The organism is Olivibacter jilunii (assembly GCF_900607235.1).
In the GTDB taxonomy this organism is placed as follows: domain Bacteria; phylum Bacteroidota; class Bacteroidia; order Sphingobacteriales; family Sphingobacteriaceae; genus Olivibacter; species Olivibacter oleidegradans.
Window position 1 is genome coordinate 100,380 of the sequence record NZ_LR027857.1, and the last position, 26,155, is coordinate 126,534.

A 26,155-nucleotide genomic window follows, 5' to 3' on the forward strand; every position below is an offset into this window, starting at 1 on the left:
TTGAGTAGTTGAATTGTTAAGTAGTTAAGTCATTGAACAAACAACTACTTAACTATTATTACTATTCAACTATTTTTCACTAATTATTAATTCTCCTCTGCATTTAAATCCTTCCGATCTTTTTTAAAGTAAACGGGTTCGGGAATATCATTTGGCTGGAAGGGATTGTAGAAATAAAGATTCTGCTTCCTATATAGCAGCAAGTGTTGTTTTAAGCGTTCCTTAAAAGATGCATAGTCTTTCACGCTCTTATGGCTCCAAGCTGCTTCTGCCAGACCCGCCAGTCGTGGAAACAGCAAATAATCAACGCGGTTTAAATTGGTAACCGTTTCCGTCCAGAGGTTCGCCTGTATACCCAGAACCAGTTTCCTTTGTTCTGTATTTCGAACCAAGCTGTCCACGGAAAACTTATAGACGTTTTCGAGGGGACTGTATAATTCTCCCCATTTCCTGCCGGCACGATGGCTGCTGTCTTGGACAAAGTCAAAATAATAGGGCAACCGTGGGCAGAGAATTGTTTGATAACCCTTATCGAGTGACTTTTGCAATTGTTCCGGCTTATCATGGCGCCACCAACATATAATAGTGCTATCCTTTGGCAAATTAATGTCCGCCATTTCATCCCATACCAGCAGCTTCGCATCCAGTTGGTATACGGAATCGGCCATCCGCTCCATAAAGTAACGCTCCACATCCTTCAATCCCTGTAAATGATGTTTCTTCATTACCTTTTTTATCCCCTCATTTTCCATCCACTTGTCCGATCCAAAGCTCACCTCATCACCACCAAGGTGTAACATGCCGGAAGAAAACACGGCATTGGTTTCCCTTAAAATATTTGACAAAAAAGTGTAGGTCTCTTCCTTTCCCGGATCAAAGGTAAAATCAGGGTGCTGTTGACTTCCACCCCCACTATAGTATGGATAAGCTCGATTAGCGGCTGTAGCATGGCCTGGCATATCAATTTCAGGAATAATTGAAATATTCCGCTTAGCGGCATAGTCAATCACTTCGGCAATCTCTCTCTGCGTATAATAAGCCGCCGGTTTCAGCGGATTATTGTGATCACCAATCCCTCCGATCAGCGCCAGTTTGGGATATTTTTTGATTTCCAGTCGCCAAGCAGGTTCATCCGTCAGATGCCAATGCAGCTTATTTAATTTATAAAAGGCCATCCAATCGATTAAATCCATTACCTTTTCCTTTCCGATAAAGAAACGTGATTCATCCAACATCAATCCACGCCAGGGATATGCAGGTTCATCCTCAATTTGCCAAGCGGGGATTGACAACTTGTTATTGCTAATATCAATGCCACTAATTAATTGAACCAAGCTGGATGCGCCATTAAAGGCTCCGGCCACCGAGTTAGCCTCAACAACAATGTTCCGTTCTGTTATCCTCAAACGATAAGCCTCCTCTGCCATATTTTTCTTTTCTGCTAATCTTAAATGAATGCCGGCAGTGCACGACATTTTTTTGCTGCTCCGGGCCAAGGGTAAAAACTTCAGACGTAGCAACTCATGTTGCAGATAAGAAGCCACCTTCTCTAATGCAGGGTCCTCCACCCATAGCGGCGTATTCACATCCAAGCTAAATATACCTGCTTCAAGATCTGCCTTTAGTGGTGCAGGGATAATCGGGCATCGTTGCTGCGCATAACTTGGAAATGTTAGGGCTAAAAACGCAAGCCAGGTTAAAAATCGGTTTGTCATATTCGTTTATAGTTGAGCTGTTGAATAATCGAGTTGTTAAGTAGCTTATTACTTAAACAAGCAACAATTTAACTATTTTTTACCTACTAGCAAACCAACCATTACCGCGTAAGTCGCATGCCACGTCCACCGCCACCTCCACCAAATTGGCGTAAGTTGTAAGTGAAGCTTAATAGGAAATATTGTTGCAATATATTCGATTGAGAATCCTCAATATAGCGTTCCGTAATATTTCGGGTAATCTGTGTATTACTGTTAAGCAGGTCAAAGGCAGTAAGCGTTATCTCTGCTTGTTCCTTTTTAAATAGCTTTTTACCGATGGAGGCATTCCATAGAAGAAAACTTTGGTCATAGCCGGCAGCAAGGCCGGTATTGTAGCGATAGTTTAAACTGGAAGCTACGCGCAATCCCTTCCAGAAAATATAAGTAATATCATTTCGTATCTGCTGATTGTATGAATTATTGCTTAGATCGCGGTTACTGTTATTCCGAACCATATTATAATTCCCGCTATAAGAAAGACTAAAAATAATCTTACGGCTAATATTACTGTTAATACCGATACGTTGATTAATACCAAAGGTATTCGTATGTGTGACCAGTTCATTCAATATACCTACATCCCGATTATGATGCACGGTCGTATTAGCATTCAAGTTAATTTTCAAGGCTTCAATAGGAATACCAAAAGAGCTATTGGCACGCACACTATAATACCCATTTACATTAACCGGACGGGTAAATTGCGCCCCCTTGCCCAACAACACATTGTCCAATATAAAGGTATCTACCGCTGCTATAATCGTCGAATTGACAATGCGATTATTGGTAAGTTCACCATTCACACCAACTGAAAAGTTAGCTCCCGACTCTCTATTTACACTATTATAGTGCAGGGAGAAGGCATGTCTGAACTCTTGCTTTAGGTTGGGATTGCCCCCTGTAATATTCAAAGGGTTCTGGTTATTCACTACATCTTGCAATTGCAAAACATTTGGCGGATTCGTGGATGTATTGTAGTTGAAGCGTACACGTCGATCACGTGAAAATCGATACATGAGGTTTGCATTCGGCAAATAGTTAACGAATTGATGAGACGCGCTCGTTACCTCCGGAAAAATCCGGTCATTTGCCATTTTCGCCTGTTGATAGTCGATCCCCAAATCAACTAGAAAACTTTCCGAAGAATATTGGTAGTTGAGCCCTGCCCCGTAAAATTTATAATCGTTCCTGAATTCATTAGAGAGTTCCCGATTCAACTCACTGTACTGACCCGTTTCCAATAAAAAGTCATACATTCTTCGATCGGAATAGCTATTATTACTACGGTAACTCGCATTTCCCATCAGTCGGGCATGCGCTCCGAAAGGCTCCGTATAAGTAAGTCGCGCATTCCAAAGCGTGCTGTTAGAACGACTATCATTTCGATTATTGACTGTATCGGATCGGCTCATCGTACCGCTATCATAGAACGTATTATAAGAAAGGGCAAAGGCTTCGTTCGTGTTTCGGTTGTAGTTATTCTCCAGATGCGCAGAAACCGATCGGCCTTCACTACTTAAGCGCAAACCATAGTCAATACTACCTCCCAAGGTAAACGCATGGTTATTTCCTCTGTTTTCCCTATCGGACGTATTGATCAACTGTTGTAAAATGTCCTGTGTACGCGTATTGTTGGTATTCGTTGTTTTCCCACTATTGAAATTGATACGTGGATTAACCGTTAAACGTTGCGTTGAATCACGCTTGTATACTACTCGTATGCTAGCGGCATGCCCTTGATTAGTTCGATTGGTTTGTTGCGAAGATATATTAAACTGGTTGGCCTCATCTGCCATAAGTACCTCCCGATTCGCTGTTCGAATTAAATCTTTATCGGACGTATTAAAATGATAATCTGCATTAACCTCCCCCTCCTCCCACCACGTATTATTGTAATTTAGAGCGATTCGATGATTGGGGCCAACCCCTCCCCCGCTGCCACCGTCGCCTCCCCGGCCTCCCCTACTGCTCGCTCCAACGAGCTCATTGCTCGAAAAACTTCCCTGATTGATATTGTTGGAAAGAATATTTCCACTAATTCGGCGGTCGCCCTTAAAAGCGTTCAGAAAACCGCCTGTATTATAGCGCTCCTGGTTACCGATAGCTCCCGCCATACGCCCGAAATAGCCACGCCGTTTCTCCGGTTTCGTGACAATATTAATGATTTTACGTCTGTTCCCATCGTCGAAGCCGGTTAGCTTTGATTGTTCGCTCTTTTCATCAATCAATTGTATTTTATCAATTACATCAGCAGGAAGCGTTTTTAAAGCTACGGCCGGATCGGAGCTGAAAAATTCTTTTCCATCTACAATTATTTTCTGTACATCTTCACCTTGTGCTTTAATTTTTCCATCCGCGTCAATTTCTACACCCGGGATCTGGGCAACTAGTGCATCGGCGTCAGCGTAAGCTTCCGTTTTATAAGCGGCGGCACTAAATTCGGTGGTATCCCCCTTTACCAACACAGGTGGAGGAGCGACCGTAATATTAACCGCATCAAGCATCGTAAAACTGGTTGTCAATGGAAACTTTAATTCCAAGTCTCGATCCGCTATTTTTATCCTTCGCTTGCTTTGTTTATAGCCGATATAGGTTAATAAAAGAGTATAGTCAGCGCTCGGCAGTTGATCTATTACAAAACGACCGTTCACTTGCGCAACTGCTTGCTTGATTATGGAGTCTCCGGTGTTCAACAAACTGATACGGGCGCCCTGCAGCCCGATACCATCAGCACTATCTACGACAGTACCGATAATCTTATGTTGGGAAAAGCCGGAAAAGAATGAAAAGCAAAAAATAAGGCAAATAACGACTCTTAAATGTATCTGACGCATTTATCATAAATTGGTTTGGATAAAAAGGGATGTCATAAATCGTCGGATTTGCCGACTCATTTAGACATGCCCTCCATTGCCTACCCGAGGCTCTATCCAGAAAAATTAATGTTCTGTTTGTTTTAGTATAATGTAAGACAGAATCTTGCTTTTATAGTTTAATCGCCACTTAATTGTTACATTTTTTTGTTAAACTCGATTTTACTTTCTCTTTTGGAAAAAGGATTAAATCAGCCCCTGAAAACCGGTATTTTAATTCGAAAAAGGTAAATTTGAAACTAAAAATTAGCCTGAATTTATTTAAATGCTTAGCTTCACTCTTATGAAATACACGAGTATACTCGTTCTCATTTGCACCATGCTGTGCAGCGTGAGTTCGGCGCAAGAGCAAAGAAAAATATTCTACTTTCTCTCACCTGATAGCTTACTAGGCGTTAAGGATAGTCAAGGCAACATCATCATTCCCGCCATACATTACTTTCTTCCCATTGCATATGATGATTTTAGCTTGCCTATTCAGGATAGCATTATCATGCTGGTTCCAAAACGTTCCCATCACTTGAAAGATCCCAAGCCTTATGGTTTGGCTTATGATAGAAATGGAAAAGTACTATACGCTCCTTACCTATTCGACAACGGCCCTGATTATCTAGAGGAGGGGCTTTCTCGCTACGTCGAAAATAACAAAATAGGTTTTGTCAACCGCTATGGCGAAAAAATAATTAAGGCGCAATGGGATTGGGTTAGCCCTTTCGAATACGGTATCGCTCGAGCTTGCAACGGTTGCACTATTGACTATAGCCAAGATACCGAGCACCCTCGCTTAGACATGTCGAATGCCAGCACCTTTTATATAGACAAAAAAGGTCGAATCTTACAGGCCCTGCCCGAAAAATCATCTGAACAAGACCAAGCGATAGATCGTGTTTATCTGCCCTATCAATTTAGCTACAATCCATTTGAAGCTAAATTAATAAAGAAATTAGATAGTCAAGCCCTCATCAGCAAAGCTTATTTTGCAAATTATTACAACCGCTTAACGGAAAGGGAAAAAAATCTTCATTTTGAGATTGTGGAAAAACCGAGCAAAGGCTTCCCTTATTATGTGATCAATGCTTTCCGCTACGACGCCAATGGCTCTTATCACAGGATAGACAATCCGGATCTATTGTTTTACGCAACGGGAAGCGGCGATGTTTATCAAGTACCCTATGGAAATTTAGCAGAGAAGATGTCCTTAAAGGAATGGCTATCGAATTATGATGCAGCCGCCCGTCGTTACTTAAAAGAGCACCCCGATGCTCCCAATAGGTATCAATAAAAAAGGCCGCCTCAGAAAATTGTAGGCGACCTTACCAAACACATATCTTCTCAATTCGTTATTGGTTGTTGGTTGTTAGTTATTCGTTGTTAGTTATTAGTTATTCGTTATTGGTGATTTGTTGTCAGTTGTGAGCAGAAACGCTCCTAAGGGCAATACTACTTAACTACCAAACTAATCCCCTACTCAACGTCTCAAACACTTAACTACTTAACGACTCAACCATTTCCCCACTAACTCGAGCGTCTTCCTGCATATCCTTTAAAAATTCGTCTAATTGCGTTTTTTCCACGCCCGGCATGCAGACAACATGGCTGCACCCATTTTCAGTTGCTAATTGCCATTTTTGACGCAAGTGTTTCGAAGGTTCCGGAAAAACGACTGTAATAGCCGAAGGGTTTCGCCAAGCTTGGATTCCCCGGTCCAATAGTTGGCTTTCCAGATAGGTTGCCATCGTAAGACTTTCCGTTGCCCTTCGTTGAAGTCCCTCGCGTCCCAGTTTCTTTATAGCATACCATAAAAAGACGGGACTATGACCATTTCTGCTCCCCGTGATGGTTGTATCCACCGTTCCAATATAAGGTATGGCCTTTCCAATCCGTTCTTTATAATTCCTTTTTACCAATACTAGTCCACAAGGAATGGGGGAGCCAATAAACTTATGCCCACTGATGGCCAAACTATCGGCTCCATGACCGAAGTCGAAACCCGGTTTTAAATTTAATAACGCACTGTATACCCCGGCTAAAGCGGCATCGCAATGGATATAATAATTTTTAATTGCCGCCATTCGTAGTCGACTTTTTATTTCCACTAGGTCATCTTTGGCCTCTGTCATCGTTGTACCGATATTGGCAAAAATAATAGCAGGCTGATCTCGATGCATGTGTAGCATTTGCGCCAAATCGCTATAATCCATCTCTCCCCGCTCATCGGTTCGGATGACAATACTTCGCAAATTAAGGAGCTGAATATTTTTTTGAACGCTATAATGGGTCGCTTCCGAATAATAAACGATTCCGTTTGGATAAAGCTCGCGCGCCACATACAACCCATATAAATTCCCTTCAGAACCGCCATTTGTTACATAGCCCCACCAGTTGTCGGCGGGTGCTCTGAACAGATCAGCAAAGAAAGCTAACACTTCCTGTTCCAACGAACGTGAATTAAGATCATAGGTAGATTCTACCAATGGATCGCCTATATTATTTAAAGGAAGTTTCAGTAAGGGATATAAGTCTGAATAATCAAAATCGCGGGCAATGGGATATCCCAGAAAATATGCTGCGCGCTCTTCTGCCCTTTGCATATAATTTGTCAGTCTTTCTTGATCGATAGCTTGCAAACCCATGTCGTTTTAATATTTTGCAAAACTATCACTATAAAAAATTATAATCTAACTTTATTTTCATATCAGAAAATAAAACGGAAAATAAATCGATCATCAGAATTAAATACTTTTTATCTAACTTTGCGGCATTGAAATCAGTAAAAAGCTATGACTGATAGAATAGATAAGATGGATGCTCGTATTTTGAACATTTTACAACGGGATGCATCTTTAGGTGTCAAAGAAATTGCGGCGGAGATCGGTTTAAGTGTTTCTCCCACTTTTGAGCGCATAAAGCGCTTGCGAAAAGACGGTTACATTGAGCGTTATGTGGTGCTTGTCAATCGAGAAAAATTAGGGAAACATCTTTTAGTCATCTGTACGGTGACCCTTAAACAGCAATCGCTGGAAACCCTTAAGAATTTCGAAGAGGCGGTTAATCAATTCAGCGAGGTTTTGGAAATCATGTGCATTGCCGGCAATCACGATTATTTGCTAAAAATTGCCGTAAAAGATGTAAAGGACTACCATTTATTCGTAATGAAACATCTATCCGGCATTCCAAACGTCGCAAATGTAAATAGCAGCTTCGTACTAAAGGAAATAAAAAAAGAGACCGCCCTCGAAGTAAAAATTTGATACGACCTTTTTAGCAGTTCGCTTTTTTTCACATCTCCTTAGTCTTCAATTGGCGAGATATAAGGCCAGAGCTTCAAAAATAATTTTTCGGACTCTCTATCATGAAAATGATCCTCGAGGCAAAAGACCTCCCCTTCATTTCTTGCGTCAGGACCTACGGTTGCCGGAACCTCGCCATGTACTTTCTCCAACACCTCTACCAGGCATTCACTTAAAAAGGTGGTAGGATGTCCATTCTTCTTTAAATCAGCAAAGTCTTTATAAGGAGACAGCTGTACATTGGTAATTGACATCAAAACTTTTGCTACGTTATCCAATTTGGGGCCCATAATCTGCTCAAAATCCACCTCTCCCGACTCCAGGCATCGGCAGTCAATGGAAGAAATTAGAATGGTGAGTTCCAAAAATGCTTCCGGATTCTTTTCCCATTCGGGGTGATAGGACATCAATATGCGAATTAAATCGATTTCTCTTAACATAGCGTTTTCGGTATAATTGGTTCAACAATCGTTTTCTTTGCTTTTTGGAAATAGCATATAACGGATAACCAAACTTACTAATCTATGTTGAAGATTCCAAACGAACTTATTCACATTGAAGTATTTACAAAAATAGCGCTATACTTTAAATTTGTTAAGCAGTATGGGAACCTTATAAAACAAAAGCCACATTCGCATTGCAGAATGTGGCTTCAGCTAAAAATTAAATAATTTATTCGCTATAAGGGACACTGAACATATTACTTACTCTGCCAGTAGGTGTTACAATTATATAGTTCAAGTTAACCGGTTTTTCCTTTTTAGCGGTCTTAGGCAAATCGATAGGTCCGCTATAGATATTTCCGGTTTGATCGGCTTTATGGTTATCAAACGTGTAATAAATAGTGCTATTTGCAATAAAAGGAATAATCTCCGCTGTTTTCCTTCCTGTTGCCGAATTCGTACCAAAGCTAATCTTGGCTTCCGGAATACGGAAAAAAACCTTTAATTTCTCTAATTCCTGTAAACGAATCGGTAATCTGTTAGTAGAAAAATCGTCAAAGTTTTGCTTTTCCTTCGCTGTCCATGCAATTTCAGCTAGCGCTAACGCACGCGGAAAGAGCATATATTCCAGCTTATTATTGGTACCAATATACTCTGTCCAAAGATTAGCTTGTACGCCTAAAATATGCTTTTGCTCTTGGGCGTTCAAGGATTCAGGGCGAGGATGGTAGCTATACACGCGTTCCAAGGGCAAAAAACCTCCGATAGCTAAAGGCTCTGTGCTAATGTCCTTCGCCTGATAATGGTCTATATAGAGATGGCTATTCGGCGTCATAATGACATCATGGTTCATTTTAGCGGCGGCAATTCCACCCTCTTCACCTCGCCAGCTCATAACCGTTGCATTCGGCGCTAGTCCTCCCTCTAATATCTCATCCCAGCCTACTAAACGTCTATTGTGTTGATTCAAAAATTTCTCGATCCGGGTAATAAAGTAACTTTGTAAGCCGTGTTCATCTTTCAACTTATTTTTCTTGATTAGCTTTTGTGCAAAGGCAGATTGCTCCCAATGTTCTTTTGGCACTTCATCGCCTCCAACATGGATGTATTGACTAGGGAAAATATCCATTACTTCAGTGAACACATCTTCCAAAAATTTGAATGTTTCTTCTTTTGGGCAGAAAATATTAGGATGTACTCCCCAAAAGCCTGGCACTTGATAAGTCGTATCCTTGCAACCAAATTCAGGGTAAGCCGCCAGGACGGCCGTACTGTGCCCTGGCAGCTCTATTTCCGGAATCACCGTGATTTTACGATCAGCAGCGTACTCAACCAAATTCCGTGCCTCTTCCTGCGTGTAATATCCGCCATGTTTTATACCATCATAAATAAAGGGCTTGAAATCACCATACTGACCAATGATGCTGGAATCGCGCCACGCTGAAATTTGGGTCAGCTTCGGATATTTTTTGATCTCTAAACGCCACCCCTGATCGTCCGTCAAATGCCAGTGTAATCTATTAAATTTAAAATAAGCCATTAAATCGACGATTTTCTTCATTTCGTCCAATGAGAAGAAATGTCGGGCGACATCAATCATTACCCCTCTATAACCAAATTCAGGCTTATCTGAAATCGTTACCGACGGAATCTGTAAACCACCATTATGTTGTTCAATTAACTGTAAAATGGTTTGAAGCCCATAAAACATACCGCTGTTATCGCCTTTGATCTTTATTGAATTTTCAGTAACATTCAACTGATAAGCTTCCGCTTCCGTCTGACTGTTCTCTATCAAAATATATTTGCCACTAGGCTCTGAAACGACTGGCAGACGTAGATGGTAGCGGTTCGATAGCATTTCGTTGAACAGGTTAAAGGTTTTCCGAGTCGCTTCATCCTTTGCTACTAATGTCGTTTGGTTATCCAGTTTAAAGACACCCACTCCAGATTGAATAGACTGAGGCTTTGGGATAAGCGCGTAATTTCGCTCCTGAGAAAAGACACTGCTCAAACAAAAAAAAGTGATTAGCAGTGTAATAAATTGTTTTAGCATATTTATTTGTTGTTGGTTATTAGTTATTAGTTTTTTGTTGTTAGTCGTCTGGTTTTTTACCATCCCGAGAGATGTCACGCATCCTCTAGAGAGGCAAATTTTTAATTTATTTATGTGACTGCCTCGCTCAAGACTCAGCCCTAGCTTCAGCTCGCAGAGACGCTCTTATGTAAGTCCTTACTGGTCTGACCGGAAAAGCGCTGAAATAAAAAGGAACCCTTTGGTCTTACAGTTAAAGACTTTTCTCGTTTTTGACTATTTACCATTCCTACGGAAGGCGGGCCATCGCTAAGGGAGGCAGGGTTTTATTATTTTGACTTTTAACTTTTGAATTATTGATATCTTGTTTGTCTTTCTAAGGCATCAATGAGCCCTCCGGGGTTTTTACTTTTTATTTTTGAATTTTTACTTTTTACTTTTTACTTTCCCTACCATACACCTCCAGCTCCGCAATACTGAATGCCGGTTTATCATTGTCGAATACCGACTGTTTAGCAAGCAATTTGACATATCGGCCAGTTACTTTTTCCACCAAAGCGGTATATTGTAAAATGGGGTTTGCTTTGACATTAGAAAACTCACCGGTCACAGCCAATCTCCAATCTTTTCCATTATCACTAACATAGTATTCATATTTTTCAACTGTACCGATGGATTTCCCATCTTGCCGTGGCAGGTAACCAAATGCAGATATATTCTGTTTGGAGCCTAAGTCGATTACGATTGCATTCTTATCCGTCAGGAAAAAAGTTTGATCATCATTGTCAAAGGCTTTTTCAGCTGCACTCGATTCGCTTGCCCAGTTGGCCTTTTCCAAGCCCTTACGTTCACCATGCTCCGGTCCTTTAAGCGCTCTTGGTTCGGCGAAGAGTCCGACATCACTCAAAGCAATACTAACGGGAGCATATACTTTTAGTCGCAATTTACTTGTTGAAATCGATTCGGGCATGCGAATAATACGATTAGCTCCTATGCTTGTTGCGTTAGCCGCACGCACCCAAGCGCCATCTTTCCATTTATCTACCAAAACGCTATCAATTCGTTGGCCTAATTTTATGTTTTCGCGTAATCGAATGATATTAAATGTTTGCGGTTTTAGCAGTTCGATTTCGAGATCAGCTTGGTGAACGTCATCATCCGTAGCCCAATAGCTATATCGATCTTCATCCGTTAGGCGCTGCGGCCCATAGTGTTGATCATTCGCATTCCGTACATTAGAAGCCTTCAAGCGAGCCCCTTTGATTAAATTTTTATCAAAAACTTTCTTTAATAATGCACCAAATTCTTTTAATACCTTCACATCGTTTTCATGCAAGAGACCATCCGTGTTCGGCGAAAGCCCCAAGTCAAAAGCGCCACCTCTTCCAACACTTTTACAGTATAAGTCGAACAACATGGCAGGAGTCTTCACTTGATCGTCTTGTGAAGCGTGATAAAACCAGCCCGGTCGCAAAGGCACATCGCACTCCGTAGGTATCCAGCTTTCACCATTTCTTGTTCCCGTTCCCAAATTGCTGTCATCCATGTAACCTGGCATCGGTGCCTTACCTTCTTTACCTACAAGCGTTATGGTCGACCAGCTAGTTTCCGAAGCAACTCCCTTTTCATTCCCTACCCAGCGTACATCCAGACCGATATCGCTAAAAATATTTGCGTTGGGTTGCATTGCTCGCGTTATTTTCCACGTGTTCATCCAATCGTAGTAAGTCGATTGGTCAACTTTTCGCTTTTCTTTTTTGCCGCCGTAATAACCATCTCCCCCATTGGCGCCATCATGCCAACTCATAAAAAGTTCACCATAATTGCTATAGAGCTCTTTCAGCTGGTTTCGATAAATACTAACATATTCGGGCGTGCCATAAGCAGGGTTGTTTCGATCCCAGGGCGAACAATAAACACCAAACTTCATCCCCAGTTTTTGAGCTGCTAGTTGAAACTCTTTCACCATATCACCTTTACCCGCTCGCCAAGGGCTCTCGCTAATATTATATGCCGCTGTTTTCGTGGGCCATAAGGCAAAGCCATCGTGGTGCTTAGCGACAGAGATTATGCCCTTAAATCCACCTGCCTTTGCGGCCGCAACAATTTGCTCAGCACTGAATTTTTTTGGATTAAAAATAGCCGGATCAGCATCTCCGTAACCCCACTCTTTATCTTGAAAGGTGGTTGGCGTAAAATGGATGAGACAATACATCTCCGTTTCATGCCATGCGAGCTGGCGTTTAGTGGGTAATGCACCATAGGGTTTCGGCGCATCATCGAAATCCTGAGCGATGCTGTTTACTCCAAACAGACATGTTGCAATAATGGTTAAAAGGCTTTTTCTGCTGTACATACTTACAAACATAAATGCTATCCAAAGTTAAACATTCAGGATTATTAGCATTATGTTCTGCTATATTAGCTATCGTGGATATTGGTTATCGGTTATTCGTTATTGGTTATTGGTTGTTCGTTGTTCGTTATTGGTTATTGGTTGTTCGTTATTGGTTTCTGGTTATGGGGTACTTTTGTGAGAACAAGTTAGTATCAAGTATTAGGACACCTGCCTGTCGGCAGGCAGGTAAGTAAGTATCAGGTATCAAGACGTAGGTATCAGGATAAGTAGAAAAGAGATTCATCACTCATAATTCCTGCCTACCGGCAGGCAGGCAACACTCATCACCACATAACTATTTCCCTACTCAACTACTCAACAACTTAACTAATCAACAACTTAACTGCTCAACAAATAAATCGCTAAGCTTCGCGGGCCATGGGCTCCCAGTACTAAAGACTGTTCAATATCCGCCGTTTTTGAGGGTCCCGCGATAAAAGCTCCGAAGGGATCGACGCCTAGCCCCATCTTCTCATAAGCCTGGTGCATATTATTTACGATCTGGTTTTTCGCGACAAGCAGCACCAAATGTTGACAAATAAAAGGCAGTACACGTATAAGTGTTTCCGGAACCCATAGTGCGCTATTTTCGGCGACACCCAACTGCGCAGCCATAATAGCTATATCAACATCTTCCAAGCTATGCGGATTGAGATCGGCGTCAACAATCTGTTCGGCTAGGTTTTCCATTTCAGGCAAGGTTGACACAATCCGTAAAGATTTCTCAATAGACCACCTTGCCTGCACTTCGGGAATATAGGTCTGCAAAAGATGATCTTTTACCGCTTCCAGGTTCGTCGCCTCCAGGACACTGGTTCCGACAGCTTTTGCAACATCCGAAAATTTCTGTACCGGATCGTCGTATACCGTTGGGTTTTCAACCGGAGCGGGTAATGCTACTTCATCCAACTGCGCTGCCTTAATGGCTTGTAATATTTTGTCTTTACTTGTCATTTCGTAAGGTTGTAAGTTTTAAGTAATAGGTTTTAAGTTCACCGTTTTTTCTCAATCGTGTTTAAAAAAACGTATTACCTATAACTTATAACATAAAACTCATCTATTTCGCTCTTTATACCATTCACTAAAAGATTGCTTAGGAGGCACCGGCATCTCACGTCCTTTATACCATGGGTTAAGACTGTTATTTACCGTAAATGGCGCGTACTTAAGCGTAAAACGCCCCATTTTTCCTGCTAACCTAAATTTAGTGGGCGACGCCAAAGTGGTTGCCATCAGTTTCATGGCCATTGTTTTTTTCTTATCGGTATATCCCGCTTTTACCAATTCTTGTCGCCACTTGTACAACTGGTTATGGATATCTATTTTTACAGGACAAACATTGCTGCATGAACCGCAAAGCGTTGACGCAAAGGGAAGGTCAGCAAATTTTTCCATATCCAAGTTAGGCGCCAAGATGGAGCCTATAGGGCCTGATATAGCGTGATGGTAGCTATGGCCCCCGCTGCGTCTATATACCGGACAAGTATTCATACAGGCGCCGCATCGAATGCATTTCAGCGAGTTTTTAAAGTCAGGTCTGCCGAGTTGCCGGCTTCTCCCATTGTCCACTAAAATAACATGCATTTCCTGTCCCTTCCTTGGCTTTCTGAAATGGCTTGAATAGGTGGTAATAGGTTGCCCTGTCGCACTTCTTGTCAACAAACGGAGGAACACGCCCAAATGAGCCCGCTTTGGAATCAACTTTTCTATGCCCATACTGGCAATGTGTATATCAGCAAGATGAGCGCCCATATCTGCATTACCTTCATTGGTACATACCACCATTTCTCCTGTCTCTGCAATCGCAAAATTCACTCCCGTCAATGCCGCCTTGCGTGTAACAAAAACGTCCCTTAAATGCTGTCGAGCCGTCTCCGTCAAAATCTGCGGATCTGATACACCTGCTGCCGTTCCAAGATGCTCGTGGAAAATATCGCCGATTTCTTCTTTTTTCTTATGAATGCAAGGTAGTACGATATGGCTGGGCATTTCTTTAGCAAGCTGAACAATCCGCTCACCTAAGTCTGAATCAATTACTTCAATCCCATTGTCTGCCAAGTAATCGTTCAAATAGCATTCTTCCGTCAGCATAGACTTACTTTTTACCATCCGATCGATGCCATGCTTCTTCAACAACTCGCAAACAATTTGATTATGTTCACGCGCATCTGCCGCCCAATGAACCTGCACGCCATTTGCCTGCGCGTTTTTTTCAAACGCTAGCAAATAATCCTGCAAACGGGATAGCACATGGTTTTTAATTTGAGAAGCGGTGTTCCGTAACTCCTCCCATTCCGGGATATCGTGCGTTAATCGATCACGTTTTGACCGAACGAACCAAAGCGTTTGATCGTGCCAATCGACTCGAGCTTCATCTTTATTAAAGATATCCGCTAATGCGGCGTGTTTCTTTTGTTGTGTTTCCATATGATTGCGCTACGCTATAAGCTTTATGTTATTTACAACGTATAACTTATTACTCCTGCCTACCGCAGGCAGGTAAAACTCCTTCGGTTTTAAACTCGCTATCATTACCTACTGACTATTCAATATCTCGGCAATATGTATCACTTTGGTAGCACTTTTATGTCTACGAAGAATACCTTCCATATGCATAAGGCAGGACATATCCGCTCCTGTTATAAACTCAGCTCCGTGCCGCAAATGATCGGCCACGCGATCTTTACCCATTTTTACCGATACGGCTTCTTCTGCTACACAGAAAGTTCCACCGAAACCGCAACACTCGTCCTTCCGATCCAGTTCAATTAGCTCGATATCTTTTACCATACTAAGCAGTTTACCGGGTTTTGAAAAGGGCTCGGCAGTTAGTTCGCTCATCTGCGAAAGCATCAAGCCCCGTTGCCCGTGACAACTTTGATGCACGCCTACACGGTGCGGAAAACGGGCGTCCAGCGCTGTTACTTTTAAAATATCAGTAAGGAACTCGGTTAATTCATAGACACGTTCGCGAACCTCGTTGCTTATTGTAGGAGACTGATCCGAGTGCAGGTGATCTTTTATGTGCAAGACACAGCTTCCTGAAGGTGAAACTATATAATCATATCCCTGAAAACGTTTGATAAAATTCTCATTACATCCTCCGGTAAGGTGCTCATAGCCTGAATTGGCCATTGGCTGTCCACAACAGGTTTGTCCCTCAGGATAAGAAACCTTCACCCCTAGCTTTTCTAAGAGTTCAAGTGTCGCTCGTGCTGCTCCCGGATAAAATTGGTCTACATAACATGGTACAAATAAGGCAACCTCCATGTGTTATTTTGTTTAGTTAAAAAGGATAGAAATACAAAGTAAAGAACTTTCAATATAGCTTCATTTTGCGATCTTTACTATTTATTAAGCTATCTTTACTAGGTTTTATCACCCCTCCATAAAATCAAAACAAAATAACGCATTCTTTTCCAAACAACTGTCATGGTCAGTCCGCTTTGCTTAGGTATTAAGACACCTGCCTGCCGGTAGGCAGGTAAGTATCAGGTAGCAAGACGCCCTATTCATCACTCATTTCAGCTATTAGCTATCAACATTAGGTGTTCGATATTTGACTTAAGTCTGGCAACGTAATTCATCACTCATAGTTCATAACTCAACACTCATCACTACTTAACTACTTTCCTACTCAACAACTTAACTACTCAACTATTCCACCATTCTTCCCATAAATGGATCGCTTTTTGAGTCGGCGCCCGTTTCCACCCTGCCCGCATAGCGTCGCTCAAATGTTGGCCGACCCTTAATAAACAAAGAAAAGTCGTACCAACCGTAGCTTTTTGATGTATCCATAACGATCTTGACAATTTCGTTATTTTTTATTTTTTTTCGAATTAGGCCTTTACCGTACGACCAATCCTTCAGTTCCACTTCCAACCCTCCTTGGGTCCCCATTAATTGCAGTTCGATATTGCCAGTCAGCTGTTTCGCATCTTTTTGTCTTTCATATAGGCATTGTACCGAAATCACATCATCCATTTCGGTGCCTTTCAGCTCGCGAAAAAAGCCGTTAGGCCCATAAATCTGTAAATGATACTGCTTATTTTCAAAACGGTCGAACGGCCATTGGTAGCTTAGTCTACCCCCCGCTTTCACAGCGAAGGCCCATGTTTTTACTGCTTCCCATATTGGTTGGCTCCTAGCGCTCTCTTTCAGGTATTTGTCGGGAGCATAAACATTAAAAGCTACACCAGCGGCCCCTTCACCGAAAATCTCATCCGCTGCAAGAAAAGTAAGTTCAACAGCCTTTGAATCTACCAGCCTCTCTTCAACATAAAGCTCATAGGGTAAAGCATTCGAGTTTTTTATACCTTTCTCTTGTTGGGGTAATAAAGGCGAATTAAAAGGATGTTTATTAATGAACGCAATCTCATCTTGCTTCAGTTCCTTAAAGCCCTTTGGCAAGTCCTTCACTTTTGCTTTATAGATCGATTGTACAAATTCATTGCGTTTCACAGCACCAGGTAAGGATAGCGTCTCCCCGTTGTAAGGGCGGAATGCGGAGGTCAGATCGCCTGTAATAGCGCGCCGCCAACTGCTAATATTCGTCTCCCTAATTGGCTTTCCTATTTTCTTCTCCAAGAACTTTTCCATGAAACGAATCGTAGAGGTAATATCACAAAGTTCGGAGTTAACCCAGCCCCCACGTGTCCACGGAGATGCAATGATCAATGGTACGCGATATCCCAAACCAACGGGACTTTCCCGAAGGTCATCTTTATCCATTCCATCTCGTTTGCGTTCCTCTTCCATACTCACATATTCATCACGCGTATCCAAGCCTTCTGAAACCGCACCACTGTCGATATCATTAGGGTTAGGAGCGACAAACGGCGGCACATGATCAAAATATCCATCGTTTTCGTCATAGGTAAGCATAAAGATCGTTTTCTTCCAGACTTCGGGATTTCTGGTGAGGATATCCAACACTTCGGACACATACCATGCACCAAACCAAGGTGAACTGGGGTGGTCCGAAAATGCCTGGGGTGCCACCAACCACGATACGGTTGGGAGCTTCCCGGAATTTACATCCGCTCTAAATTGATGTAGGATATCCCCTTTCTGCACTTGCATTTTCTTTTCCTCACCCCCATCAATATAGGAAACTTCCTCAATATTGTAATAGTTTGGATCGTTGATATTGGTGGTAAAGGCCCTTTGGTGTAACTGTTGTTCAAAGCTGCTGAGCTTTGCAAAATTCTCGGGATTATACTTGGCCAACTCCTCTTTATATTTGGACAGCTGTTCTCTTTTTTGGTTCAATTTCTTTTTGAGGCTTTGTACTTGATTCGGTTTCGTTTTCTTGATCTGTACCTCCAACTCCGTAATCTCTGCCGGCAATTGCTCCGACCGTTTTGTCAGGAATCGATGATGACCGGTGCTGAAACGTACGTGATATTGTTTAAACCACTCCAAATTGTTATCGGTAAAATTGGACAACCAATATTCCCTGTCGCCTTCCAACTCAGTCTGTATACTCAATTCATTCTGATATACCCGCCAGCTTACGCCATGTTCCTCCAATCGTTCAGGAAAAGTCTTCCAACTCACTTCCTTATTATAATAGACGTCTGAGTTTCTCACATTCGCCTGCTCGCCTGCCGCCCCTTTCAGCGTTCCACTCCAGAAGAAAAGGCGATTCGTTGTTGTACCCGTCAGGGACGAACAAAAATGTTGATCACAAACAGTGAAGGCATCTGCAAAGGCATAATAGAACGGGATATCTTCGCGGTTAAAATAACCCAGGGTAAGAGGCATATTCTTGTATGCTTTATTTCCCGATTGCTTTGCCTTCAACCATCCATCATACTTACCATTGTTCCGAGCATCCACTTGATTTTCCCATGAATGCGGAAGGCCTCCCATCCAGGTGGATTTTGTTTCCTTCATATTGAGCCGAAATGGCGCATAGGTATGCCCTGCCGGGTCCGACTGCAACCAAACTAGGTTTTTATTCGGCAATCTGATCGCTCGGGGATCGTTAAACCCACGTACGCCTTTTAATGTTCCGAAACAATGGTCAAATGATCGGTTTTCCTGCATGAGCAAGACGATGTGCTCAGCATCATAAAAAGTACTACCTGGTGCAGGATTAATATCCAAAGCTCTTTGTAATGACTTTGGCAATGCATTCCACAGACCTGTACTTCCCGCTAAAAATGCGGCTTTCTTTATAAAGTCTCTTCTATTTTCCATTTTATTAGCTATAAGTATCAAGTATTAAGACAGCCTTTTGAGTTATGAGTTGCCAGTTGTGAGTTGCGAGCACAGAATTTGGTATCAAGATGTAAGTAGCAAGACATAGGTATCAGGATAAGTAAAAAGTAAAAAATAAAAAGCGATTTATCACTCATTTTAGCTATTAGCTATCAACATTAGGTGTTCGATATTTGACTTAAGTCTGGCAACGTAATTCATCACTCATAGTTCATAACTCAACACTCATCACTACTTAACTATTTCCCAACTCCCTATTTACTACCTACCAAATGCCAGGCTTTGGGCTTGGTAAAGGCCCGTAGCCCCTGATGCGAAAGTGTCGAACCAATACCAGAATGCTTTCTACCACTCCAAGGAACTGCTGCACTTACGCGATCGCAACAATTCCAATAGGCAGAGCCGGCATCAATTTTTTTCAGTAAAGAAACGGCGCGCGCTTCTGAATCGGTATATATACCTGCTGTTAATCCATAATCAGTATCCTGCATCAGCGATAAGGCTTCCTCATCCGATCTTACGCTCATGATTCCTATGATAGGACCAAAACTCTCTTCTTTCATGATAAGCATGTCATGTGTCACATCAACCAATATTGTTGGCTCAAAGTAAAACCCTTTCCCATCAATGGCTTTACCCCCACAAAGCAATTTCGCGCCTTTTGCTAATGCATCGTTAACTTGCGCTTCCAATATGTTAATTTGTAGCTTTCTCGTTAACGGGCCGAAGTAAACATCATCATCTAATGGATTACCCACTGTCCATGCCTTTACCTGCTGTACGAAATAATCGAGGTATTCATCATAAATGTCTTGATGGACATAAATTCGTTCGACCGAACAACAACTCTGTCCATTATTATAAAAGGCACCATCCGCTGTTGCTTCTGCTACTGCTTTTATGTTGCTGATATCATTGGCGATGTAAAGCGGATCTTTTCCGCCCAATTCGAGCTGACAAGGCACCATCTTTTGAGATACCTGTTCGTAGATATACTTACCGGTATGATATGAGCCCGTAAAGAAATAACCGGCGAGCTCCATATCTAGCATCATTTTTCCCACTGGTCCATCACCAATCGCCAATTGAAAGACGTGATCCGGTACGCCTGCTTTTTTTAACAGCCTATCGATTTCTAGTCCCGTCAGCGTCGCATATTCAGACGGTTTGTATAATACCCCATTACCGGCTATCAGGGCGGGCACAAACACATTTACCCCTACCAAATACGGATAGTTCCAAGCGGAAATATTTCCGATAACACCTAGAGGCTCATAGGATATGCATTCGCGCACCGTCCCATTTTCCTGCATGAGCTCATCGCTCAGATAGCGTTCTGCATTTGTAGTTAACCAATTAATTCGGCTTATCGCACCTTTAATCTCATTTTTTGCTTGTTGCAACGGTTTACCGGTTTCAGCTGTTAATATTTCAGCAAGAGAGGCCGACTCAGCCTCCAAAAGTGCCGCGAACCGGATAAGCGTATTTATCCGCTCTCCTAATGGCAGCTGGGCCCAAATCTGTTGAGCTGCAAGTAGCCGCCTATATTTCTCTTCTAACGTAGTAGGAGAATCTACCTGTACAGTAGCAATTACCTCCTCAGTTGCTGGATTAATGATATTCATTTTGTTAAGTAAAAAATTCAAAAGTAAAAAGTAAAAAAGCGATTCATCACACACTTTAGCTATCTACAATCAGCGGTCAGTTTTCAGTCGCACAAGCCTTTCTCACAACTTATCCAGCTTTCAGATATCAGCAGTCGGCTTTCGTTAGTGTAACCGTAACTGCTACTACACTAACCCCTCACAAAAAAATTTCATACTGATGTCTCGACTCGCCTCCTATTATCCCAATCACACCACTCGACATGACGAAAAAAACTCGCAACGGGTAATTCACAACCAGCAACCAGCAACTCACAACTCTAAATTCATCACCTGCAACTCACTTCAGTGAGCATCTCTTACGTCCTATGAAACCCCTAGACACTACTCACTATTAACTACTAACTATTAACTACTTAACTTCTACCAAAAAAGATTCCCTGATATTTTCCACAAAGGGATTTGAAGCATCTTCCATTCGTTCGGGATGCCATTGTACCAGCAGTAAGAAGGGCTTCCCTTTAGCATCTGTTCGTTCCAGCGCCTCTACCACACCGTCTCGGGTAACAGCGGAAGCTACCAGGCCTTTACCTATCCGATCTGCACTTTGATGATGCAAGCTGTTAACTACACCCTCGCGAGCCCCTGTTATTTTAAATAGCAAGGTGTAGGGATCCACATTGATCGAATGGTTGGGAAGTGAGCCGTTGGGTAATTTAGCATGACCAAATTTTCCCCAAGAAGCTAGATCCGGAATCAGCGTCCCTCCATAATACACATTAATTAGTTGCAAGCCACGGCATATCCCTAAAATTGGAAGTTCACGTTTCTCAGCCAATCGCAGCAATTGCCATTCAAAAGCATCACGCTTTTCATCGAAATCAACGGGCACACAATAGGAAAGATATTCTAATTTGTTGTAGTATTTAGGATGTACATCCTCTCCTCCCGTGAAAACTATCGCCTGACAGACTTCAACCTCCTTTAGATTATCCAAACTATATCCCAGACGAATAATCTCTATACTAGCATCGGCCCCCTTTATCCAATTGGCATAGAGATCGTACATTCTGCCATCCGTCATTCCTATGATTTTTTTGTTTTGCATCGCTTTGCTGTTCGTTGTTAGCTTTGGGTTAAGTAGTGCTTTCCAATAGTAGTTAAATAGTTTAGTCGTTGAATGGTTAAGTAGTTATGACGAATTATCGACCAATTGACTAATTATTAAGCTATAAGCTTTAGGCTAGCACCCATTTTGGTATCAAGACACTAACTTACCGGCAGGCCAACAAATGCCGAGACAGCTTTATTGTCTTATGTCTTGATGCCTACCTGCCTGCCGGCAGGCAGGTGTCTTTTGTCTAGCGCTATTTCCCTACTCAACATCTTAACTACTTAACAATAACTACTCAACCAAATTAAAATGCTTGCTGATATAATCGTTTAAAATCTTCTCTACTTACGGGCTTTGGGTTATTCGGGTGTGCAAAATCCGCTATTGCCAAATCAGCCAGTATTTCTATATGTTCTTCTTTTACACCTATATCCCGTAATTTTTTCGGAATCCCGATGTGCTCATTTAATTCAAAGAGGTACTTTATTACCCCTTCTCCTGCTTCTTCGCGAAGCTGTAAAGCTTGGGCAATACGTTTAAACTTATCCTCATTGCCGGCTATGTTGAAAGCCATTCCGTAAGGAATATTGACAGCATTAGCCAATCCATGGTGCGTATCCAATAACGAAGATAAGGGATGTGCTAATGAATGCACCACGCCTAAACCCTTTTGAAAAGCAATTGCCCCCATCATGGACGCTACTAACATATTACTCCGCACCTGTTCATTTGGCCTCAACACAGCCTGTTCAAGTGATTTAGCAATTAAATGCATCCCTTCAAGTGCAATACCATCACAGATTGGATTCGGATTTTTGGCCAAGAAAGCTTCCATGTTATGAGTAAGGGCATCCATACCCGTTGCAGCCGTAATATGAGGTGGCAAACCCATGGTTAACAAGGGATCTGCAAAAACGATTTTGGCCATCAATTTAGGCGAGAACAGGATCTTTTTTTGATGCGTCTCGTCATCAGCAATAATGGCGCTCCTTCCCACCTCACTACCGGTACCTGCGGTGGTCGGAACCGTAATAAAGTGAGGAACGCTGTTGGTCACATACACGTCGCCTCCAACCAAGTCATCGTATTTAAACAAATCGTCTCGGTGATTGACACGCAGTACGATTGAGCGAGCGATGTCCAAAGCAGCGCCACCACCAATACCAACAATACTGTCACGATCGGTTTGATCCCAAATATCAGTCCCTTTATATACATCCGATTTCACCGGGTTTTTATGAATATCGGAGAATACTTCCAGGTGAATTCCTTTTAAGTTAAGGTCCCTCACGATCTCAGCAAAAAAATCCAGCTGGGCAATGGTCGGGTCGGTCACGAGTAAAGGCCTTTTCAAGCCCTGCTCGATTAAGTAAGCCGGTAATTCCTTTATAGCCCCACAGCCAAAACGGATCGTTGTGGGAATGTTGAATTGGTAAATCATTTTCGTTGTTTGTTGCTGGTTATTAGTTGTTAGTTATTCATATGAGTTGTGAGGATCTCTCTTCCTTTACCTTATACCTATTAGCTTTCATCGTTTAACTTTACCGCTTTTTAATTTTTAATTTTCTTAAATAATCTCAAAATATCTTTTTAATTCCCAATCGGTTACTGCTTTGGCAAACTGTTGCCATTCCCATTCACGTGTACAGCAAAAATGCTCCACGAAATCCGATCCAAAAAGCTCGTGTGCAATCGGCGATTGTTTCATCTGAGCGGTTGCTTCCCATAGATTCGTCGGCAAATTTCCATTTGAATGATCCTGATAACCGTTTCCAAGCGTAGCAGCCTGGTTAAGCTGCAGTTGATGTTTTATTCCATATAAGCCTGCCGCCAGGCAAGCTGCAATAGCCAAATAAGGATTGGTATCAGAACCGACAACCCGCGTTTCAATTCGCGTTGCTTTCTTCCCTGACGCTAGGATTCGGAGTGCTACTGTCCTATTATCCAACCCCCAAGTTAGCGTTGTAGGCGCCCAAGCACCTTCTACCAAGCGTTTATAACTATTAATGGTCGGCGCTAACAATGGCAGCATATGGGGCAGACAGAACAATTGTCCCGCAACATATTGCTTCATCAATTCGCTCATTTTGTTTACTTCTGATTTGTCGTAAAACAAATTTTCCTGTCCATCTTCATCCCACAGGCTTTGATGTACATGACCACTACAGCCAGGCAAATCCGCTTTCCATTTAGCCATAAAAGAAGCAATGATACCATGTCGATAAGCAATTTCTTTTACTGCCGTTTTGAACAATATAGCCCGATCAGCCGCTTCCAACGCATTTGCATAGGTGATTGCTGCCTCATAAACTCCTGGACCTGTCTCCGTATGCAAGCCTTCCAAGGGTACACCAAACTTAGTTAGCGATTCAAAAAGATCATGAAAAAAATCATTTTTTAACGAGCTTCTTAAAATAGAATAGCCGAACATTCCCGGTGTTAGCGGTATTGGGTTTTGAAAGGCTTTCTGCTCTAAACTTCGCGGTGTCTCTTCAAAATTAAACCATTCGAACTCCTGCGAAAAAAAAGGCTTGTATCCCAATTGCATGCATTCATTAATAATCCGCTTCAGCAATTGCCGCGGGCAAACGACCGCCCCCGTTCCCCGCTCGTCAAAAAAGTCGCCCAGGAAAAAGGGCACATTCGCTTCCCATGGCACCTTTCTAAAAGTATTCAAATCGATCTTTAACGGCATATCAGGATACCCCGAATGCCAACCGGTAAATTTACTGTTATCATAAGCGACATCATGCGCATCCCAACCAAATACTACATCACAAAAACCAAGCTCACCCTTTAAGACCGCAAGAAATTTATCTACTGAAATGTACTTCCCTCGGAGAATACCATCGATATCCGATGCGGCAATTTTGACCCGACCGCCGGGATGCTGTTTAACATATTCTTCTATTTCTTGTGTCGTCATTTTTTGAATACTTTAAATAGTGCATAAGATAATAACATAATGAGCAAGTACACCAATCCTATTTTCACATTGTACACAAACATGGCAAGCAAGGAAATACCACCAATGACTAAAACCATGAGGGGAAAAATCGGATACAAGGGGACTCTAAAGGGGCGGTACAATTCGGGTTGAACACGCCTTAACTTGATAAGCGCTATCATTGACACAACATATAGGGTTAATGCCCCAAAAACGGAGAGGGTAATGATTTCTGCTGTTTTTCCGGAAAGGAGCGCCAATATTCCCAGTATCATGTTTAAGATCAATGCATAGCTTGGTGTTCGGTATTTGCTTGAAATTTTACCAAGAAAAGGAGGAAAATTGTTTGCTTTTCCCATTTCATAGGTCGATCGCCCTGCGGCCAAGATTAATCCGTGAAAAGAGGCTACCAATCCGAATAGGCCTACCGTTATCAGTAAATGATATAAAATATGGTTATCTCCTGTAATGTGCGATAGCGCAAGAGGCAATGGCGAATCAGAAGTTTCCCCATTTACACCATTCCTAAAAACAATAGCTTCCCAACCTGCCACGCCTACAGAGGAAACGAATACGAGCACACAAAGCATCACAAGCGTCAAGATTGCCCAACCGAAACCCTTTTTAATATCCCGTTGCGGATTTTTAGTTTCTTCGGCTACATTTGCAATTCCCTCGATACCGAGAAAAAACCAGATAGCAAAAGGGATGGCAGCAAAGGCGCCCGACCAGTTATGCGGTAAGGGATTTTGTACAAAACCGGCTGCATTGAAATGAGGTGCAGCAATTCCAACGAAGATCAATAACTCACTGACAGCAAGAATAGTAATGACTAATTCAAAAGTGGCAGCGGCTTTAATCCCTATGATATTTAGTGTAGTAAAAAGTACGTAGGCAATAATAGCTGTTTGTAGAATAGGAGCTTCCGGAAAGAAGGCATTAAAATAGGCACCGATAGCAAAGGCAATGGCTGGCGGTGCAAACACAAATTCAACCGTTTGTGCGATACCGGCAAGAAAAGCAATATCCTTTCCCAACGCAGCTCCTGCATAATCAAAAACGCCACCGGCTTTTGGAATGGCACAGGCAAGTTCGCTATAACTAAAAGTAAAAGCGATATACATCAACATCACGATCAGCGTGGCCAGGGCCATTCCTAGGGTGCCGCCTTTTTCCAAACCTAAATTCCAGCCGAAATACATACCTGAAATAACATAGCCAACTCCCAAAGCCCATAGAGAGAAAGGTGTAAGTGTTTTTTTTAATGTATTAGTCATCCAATTTTGGCTTCAATGTAAAAAATGCGACCCCACGGCTTATTCCTTCAGTTATTATTGGTTTAGGACCGTCTAAAAAGTATTCCTTAATAATTGCATCACCATTTGCGCTAAAAAACTTTTTAGACGGCCTTCTTTATTACAATTTCATTCCATCCACGATCCTGATTTTGGTGGCCCTATACGAAA

Annotated in this window: 16 protein-coding genes and 1 pseudogene; 2 read left to right on the plus strand and 15 right to left on the minus strand. The window is 42.2% G+C overall.

Features of this window, described 5'->3' with window-relative positions:
* Positions 1 to 86: 86 nt before the first annotated feature.
* Both E0E36_RS24130 and E0E36_RS24135 read right to left on the minus strand, forming a co-directional pair.
* Positions 87 to 1,715 (minus strand): beta-N-acetylhexosaminidase, encoded by a 1,629-nt coding sequence (locus E0E36_RS24130; protein ID WP_130858102.1) that lies wholly within the window; start codon positions 1,713 to 1,715, stop codon positions 87 to 89.
* 101 nt (positions 1,716 to 1,816) lie between these two features.
* Positions 1,817 to 4,591 (minus strand): TonB-dependent receptor, encoded by a 2,775-nt coding sequence (locus tag E0E36_RS24135; protein ID WP_130858103.1) that lies wholly within the window; start codon positions 4,589 to 4,591, stop codon positions 1,817 to 1,819.
* A 322-nt stretch (positions 4,592 to 4,913) separates the two neighbouring features.
* Here E0E36_RS24135 and E0E36_RS24140 point away from each other — a divergent pair, with 322 nt between their 5' ends.
* Positions 4,914 to 5,912, plus strand: a complete 999-nt coding sequence (locus tag E0E36_RS24140; protein ID WP_165447062.1) for a WG repeat-containing protein — start codon at positions 4,914 to 4,916, stop codon at positions 5,910 to 5,912.
* A 202-nt stretch (positions 5,913 to 6,114) separates the two neighbouring features.
* On the opposite strand, the gene E0E36_RS24145 is transcribed toward E0E36_RS24140, so the two are convergent.
* Positions 6,115 to 7,263: a histidine decarboxylase gene (locus tag E0E36_RS24145; RefSeq protein ID WP_130858105.1), complete on the minus strand. Its 1,149-nt coding sequence runs from the start codon at positions 7,261 to 7,263 to the stop codon at positions 6,115 to 6,117.
* A 147-nt stretch (positions 7,264 to 7,410) separates the two neighbouring features.
* On the opposite strand from E0E36_RS24145, the gene E0E36_RS24150 reads away from it, so the two are divergent.
* Positions 7,411 to 7,881 (plus strand): Lrp/AsnC family transcriptional regulator, encoded by a 471-nt coding sequence (locus tag E0E36_RS24150; RefSeq protein ID WP_130858106.1) that lies wholly within the window; start codon positions 7,411 to 7,413, stop codon positions 7,879 to 7,881.
* Positions 7,882 to 7,919: 38 nt separating this feature from the next.
* On the opposite strand, the gene E0E36_RS24155 is transcribed toward E0E36_RS24150, so the two are convergent.
* The 12 genes and pseudogenes from E0E36_RS24155 to eat all read right to left on the minus strand — a co-directional run bounded on the left by E0E36_RS24155 (position 7,920) and on the right by eat (position 25,966).
* Complete coding sequence (locus tag E0E36_RS24155; RefSeq protein ID WP_013663958.1) at positions 7,920 to 8,360, minus strand: hypothetical protein; 441 nt, start codon at positions 8,358 to 8,360, stop codon at positions 7,920 to 7,922.
* A gap of 232 nt (positions 8,361 to 8,592) precedes the next feature.
* A complete protein-coding gene (locus tag E0E36_RS24160) occupies positions 8,593 to 10,419 on the minus strand; it encodes a beta-N-acetylhexosaminidase (protein ID WP_130858107.1) in 1,827 nt (608 codons plus the stop codon).
* Positions 10,420 to 10,831: 412 nt separating this feature from the next.
* A complete protein-coding gene (locus tag E0E36_RS24165; protein ID WP_242627385.1) occupies positions 10,832 to 12,754 on the minus strand; it encodes an alpha-L-fucosidase in 1,923 nt (640 codons plus the stop codon).
* A gap of 381 nt (positions 12,755 to 13,135) precedes the next feature.
* The gene (locus E0E36_RS24170; RefSeq protein ID WP_013663965.1) at positions 13,136 to 13,750 is read right to left on the minus strand and encodes a LutC/YkgG family protein; all 615 of its coding nucleotides are present in this window, start codon (positions 13,748 to 13,750) and stop codon (positions 13,136 to 13,138) included.
* Between the two features lie 99 nt (positions 13,751 to 13,849).
* A complete protein-coding gene (locus E0E36_RS24175) occupies positions 13,850 to 15,223 on the minus strand; it encodes a lactate utilization protein B (protein ID WP_130858109.1) in 1,374 nt (457 codons plus the stop codon).
* 108 nt (positions 15,224 to 15,331) lie between these two features.
* On the minus strand, positions 15,332 to 16,066 hold the full coding sequence (locus E0E36_RS24180) for a (Fe-S)-binding protein (protein WP_130858110.1): 735 nt from the start codon (positions 16,064 to 16,066) through the stop codon (positions 15,332 to 15,334).
* 387 nt (positions 16,067 to 16,453) lie between these two features.
* Positions 16,454 to 19,003, minus strand: coding sequence for a phosphocholine-specific phospholipase C (locus E0E36_RS24185; protein ID WP_130858111.1), 2,550 nt, complete (start codon positions 19,001 to 19,003; stop codon positions 16,454 to 16,456).
* A 275-nt stretch (positions 19,004 to 19,278) separates the two neighbouring features.
* Positions 19,279 to 20,649 carry an aldehyde dehydrogenase family protein gene (locus E0E36_RS24190; protein WP_130858112.1) on the minus strand — a complete coding sequence of 457 codons (1,371 nt, stop codon included), beginning with the start codon at positions 20,647 to 20,649 and terminating at the stop codon, positions 19,279 to 19,281.
* Between the two features lie 391 nt (positions 20,650 to 21,040).
* A pseudogene (locus E0E36_RS24195) lies at positions 21,041 to 21,739 on the minus strand (gamma-glutamyl-gamma-aminobutyrate hydrolase family protein); the annotation flags it as partial.
* A 307-nt stretch (positions 21,740 to 22,046) separates the two neighbouring features.
* Positions 22,047 to 23,183, minus strand: coding sequence for an iron-containing alcohol dehydrogenase (locus E0E36_RS24200; protein WP_130858114.1), 1,137 nt, complete (start codon positions 23,181 to 23,183; stop codon positions 22,047 to 22,049).
* Positions 23,184 to 23,309: 126 nt separating this feature from the next.
* On the minus strand, positions 23,310 to 24,668 hold the full coding sequence (locus E0E36_RS24205; protein WP_130858115.1) for a glutamine synthetase family protein: 1,359 nt from the start codon (positions 24,666 to 24,668) through the stop codon (positions 23,310 to 23,312).
* Positions 24,665 to 25,966: an ethanolamine permease gene (eat, locus tag E0E36_RS24210; protein ID WP_013663974.1), complete on the minus strand. Its 1,302-nt coding sequence runs from the start codon at positions 25,964 to 25,966 to the stop codon at positions 24,665 to 24,667. The genes E0E36_RS24205 and eat overlap by 4 nt, the downstream gene beginning before the upstream one ends.
* Positions 25,967 to 26,155: the final 189 nt, after the last annotated feature.

What these genes read in the sequence shown, in the direction of transcription:
- E0E36_RS24180 (WP_130858110.1), bottom strand. Translation starts at nt 16,066, where the DNA reads ATGGAGGTTGCCTTATTTGTACCATGTTATGTAGACCAATTTTATCCG.
- E0E36_RS24190 (WP_130858112.1), bottom strand. Translation starts at nt 20,649, where the DNA reads ATGAATATCATTAATCCAGCAACTGAGGAGGTAATTGCTACTGTACAG.
- E0E36_RS24185 (WP_130858111.1), bottom strand. Translation starts at nt 19,003, where the DNA reads ATGGAAAATAGAAGAGACTTTATAAAGAAAGCCGCATTTTTAGCGGGA.
- E0E36_RS24140 (WP_165447062.1), top strand. Translation starts at nt 4,914, where the DNA reads ATGAAATACACGAGTATACTCGTTCTCATTTGCACCATGCTGTGCAGC.
- E0E36_RS24135 (WP_130858103.1), bottom strand. Translation starts at nt 4,591, where the DNA reads ATGCGTCAGATACATTTAAGAGTCGTTATTTGCCTTATTTTTTGCTTT.
- E0E36_RS24170 (WP_013663965.1), bottom strand. Translation starts at nt 13,750, where the DNA reads ATGACAAGTAAAGACAAAATATTACAAGCCATTAAGGCAGCGCAGTTG.
- E0E36_RS24145 (WP_130858105.1), bottom strand. Translation starts at nt 7,263, where the DNA reads ATGGGTTTGCAAGCTATCGATCAAGAAAGACTGACAAATTATATGCAA.
- E0E36_RS24160 (WP_130858107.1), bottom strand. Translation starts at nt 10,419, where the DNA reads ATGCTAAAACAATTTATTACACTGCTAATCACTTTTTTTTGTTTGAGC.
- E0E36_RS24175 (WP_130858109.1), bottom strand. Translation starts at nt 15,223, where the DNA reads ATGGAAACACAACAAAAGAAACACGCCGCATTAGCGGATATCTTTAAT.
- E0E36_RS24155 (WP_013663958.1), bottom strand. Translation starts at nt 8,360, where the DNA reads ATGTTAAGAGAAATCGATTTAATTCGCATATTGATGTCCTATCACCCC.
- E0E36_RS24130 (WP_130858102.1), bottom strand. Translation starts at nt 1,715, where the DNA reads ATGACAAACCGATTTTTAACCTGGCTTGCGTTTTTAGCCCTAACATTT.
- eat (WP_013663974.1), bottom strand. Translation starts at nt 25,966, where the DNA reads ATGACTAATACATTAAAAAAAACACTTACACCTTTCTCTCTATGGGCT.
- E0E36_RS24150 (WP_130858106.1), top strand. Translation starts at nt 7,411, where the DNA reads ATGACTGATAGAATAGATAAGATGGATGCTCGTATTTTGAACATTTTA.
- E0E36_RS24200 (WP_130858114.1), bottom strand. Translation starts at nt 23,183, where the DNA reads ATGATTTACCAATTCAACATTCCCACAACGATCCGTTTTGGCTGTGGG.
- E0E36_RS24165 (WP_242627385.1), bottom strand. Translation starts at nt 12,754, where the DNA reads ATGTACAGCAGAAAAAGCCTTTTAACCATTATTGCAACATGTCTGTTT.
- E0E36_RS24205 (WP_130858115.1), bottom strand. Translation starts at nt 24,668, where the DNA reads ATGACGACACAAGAAATAGAAGAATATGTTAAACAGCATCCCGGCGGT.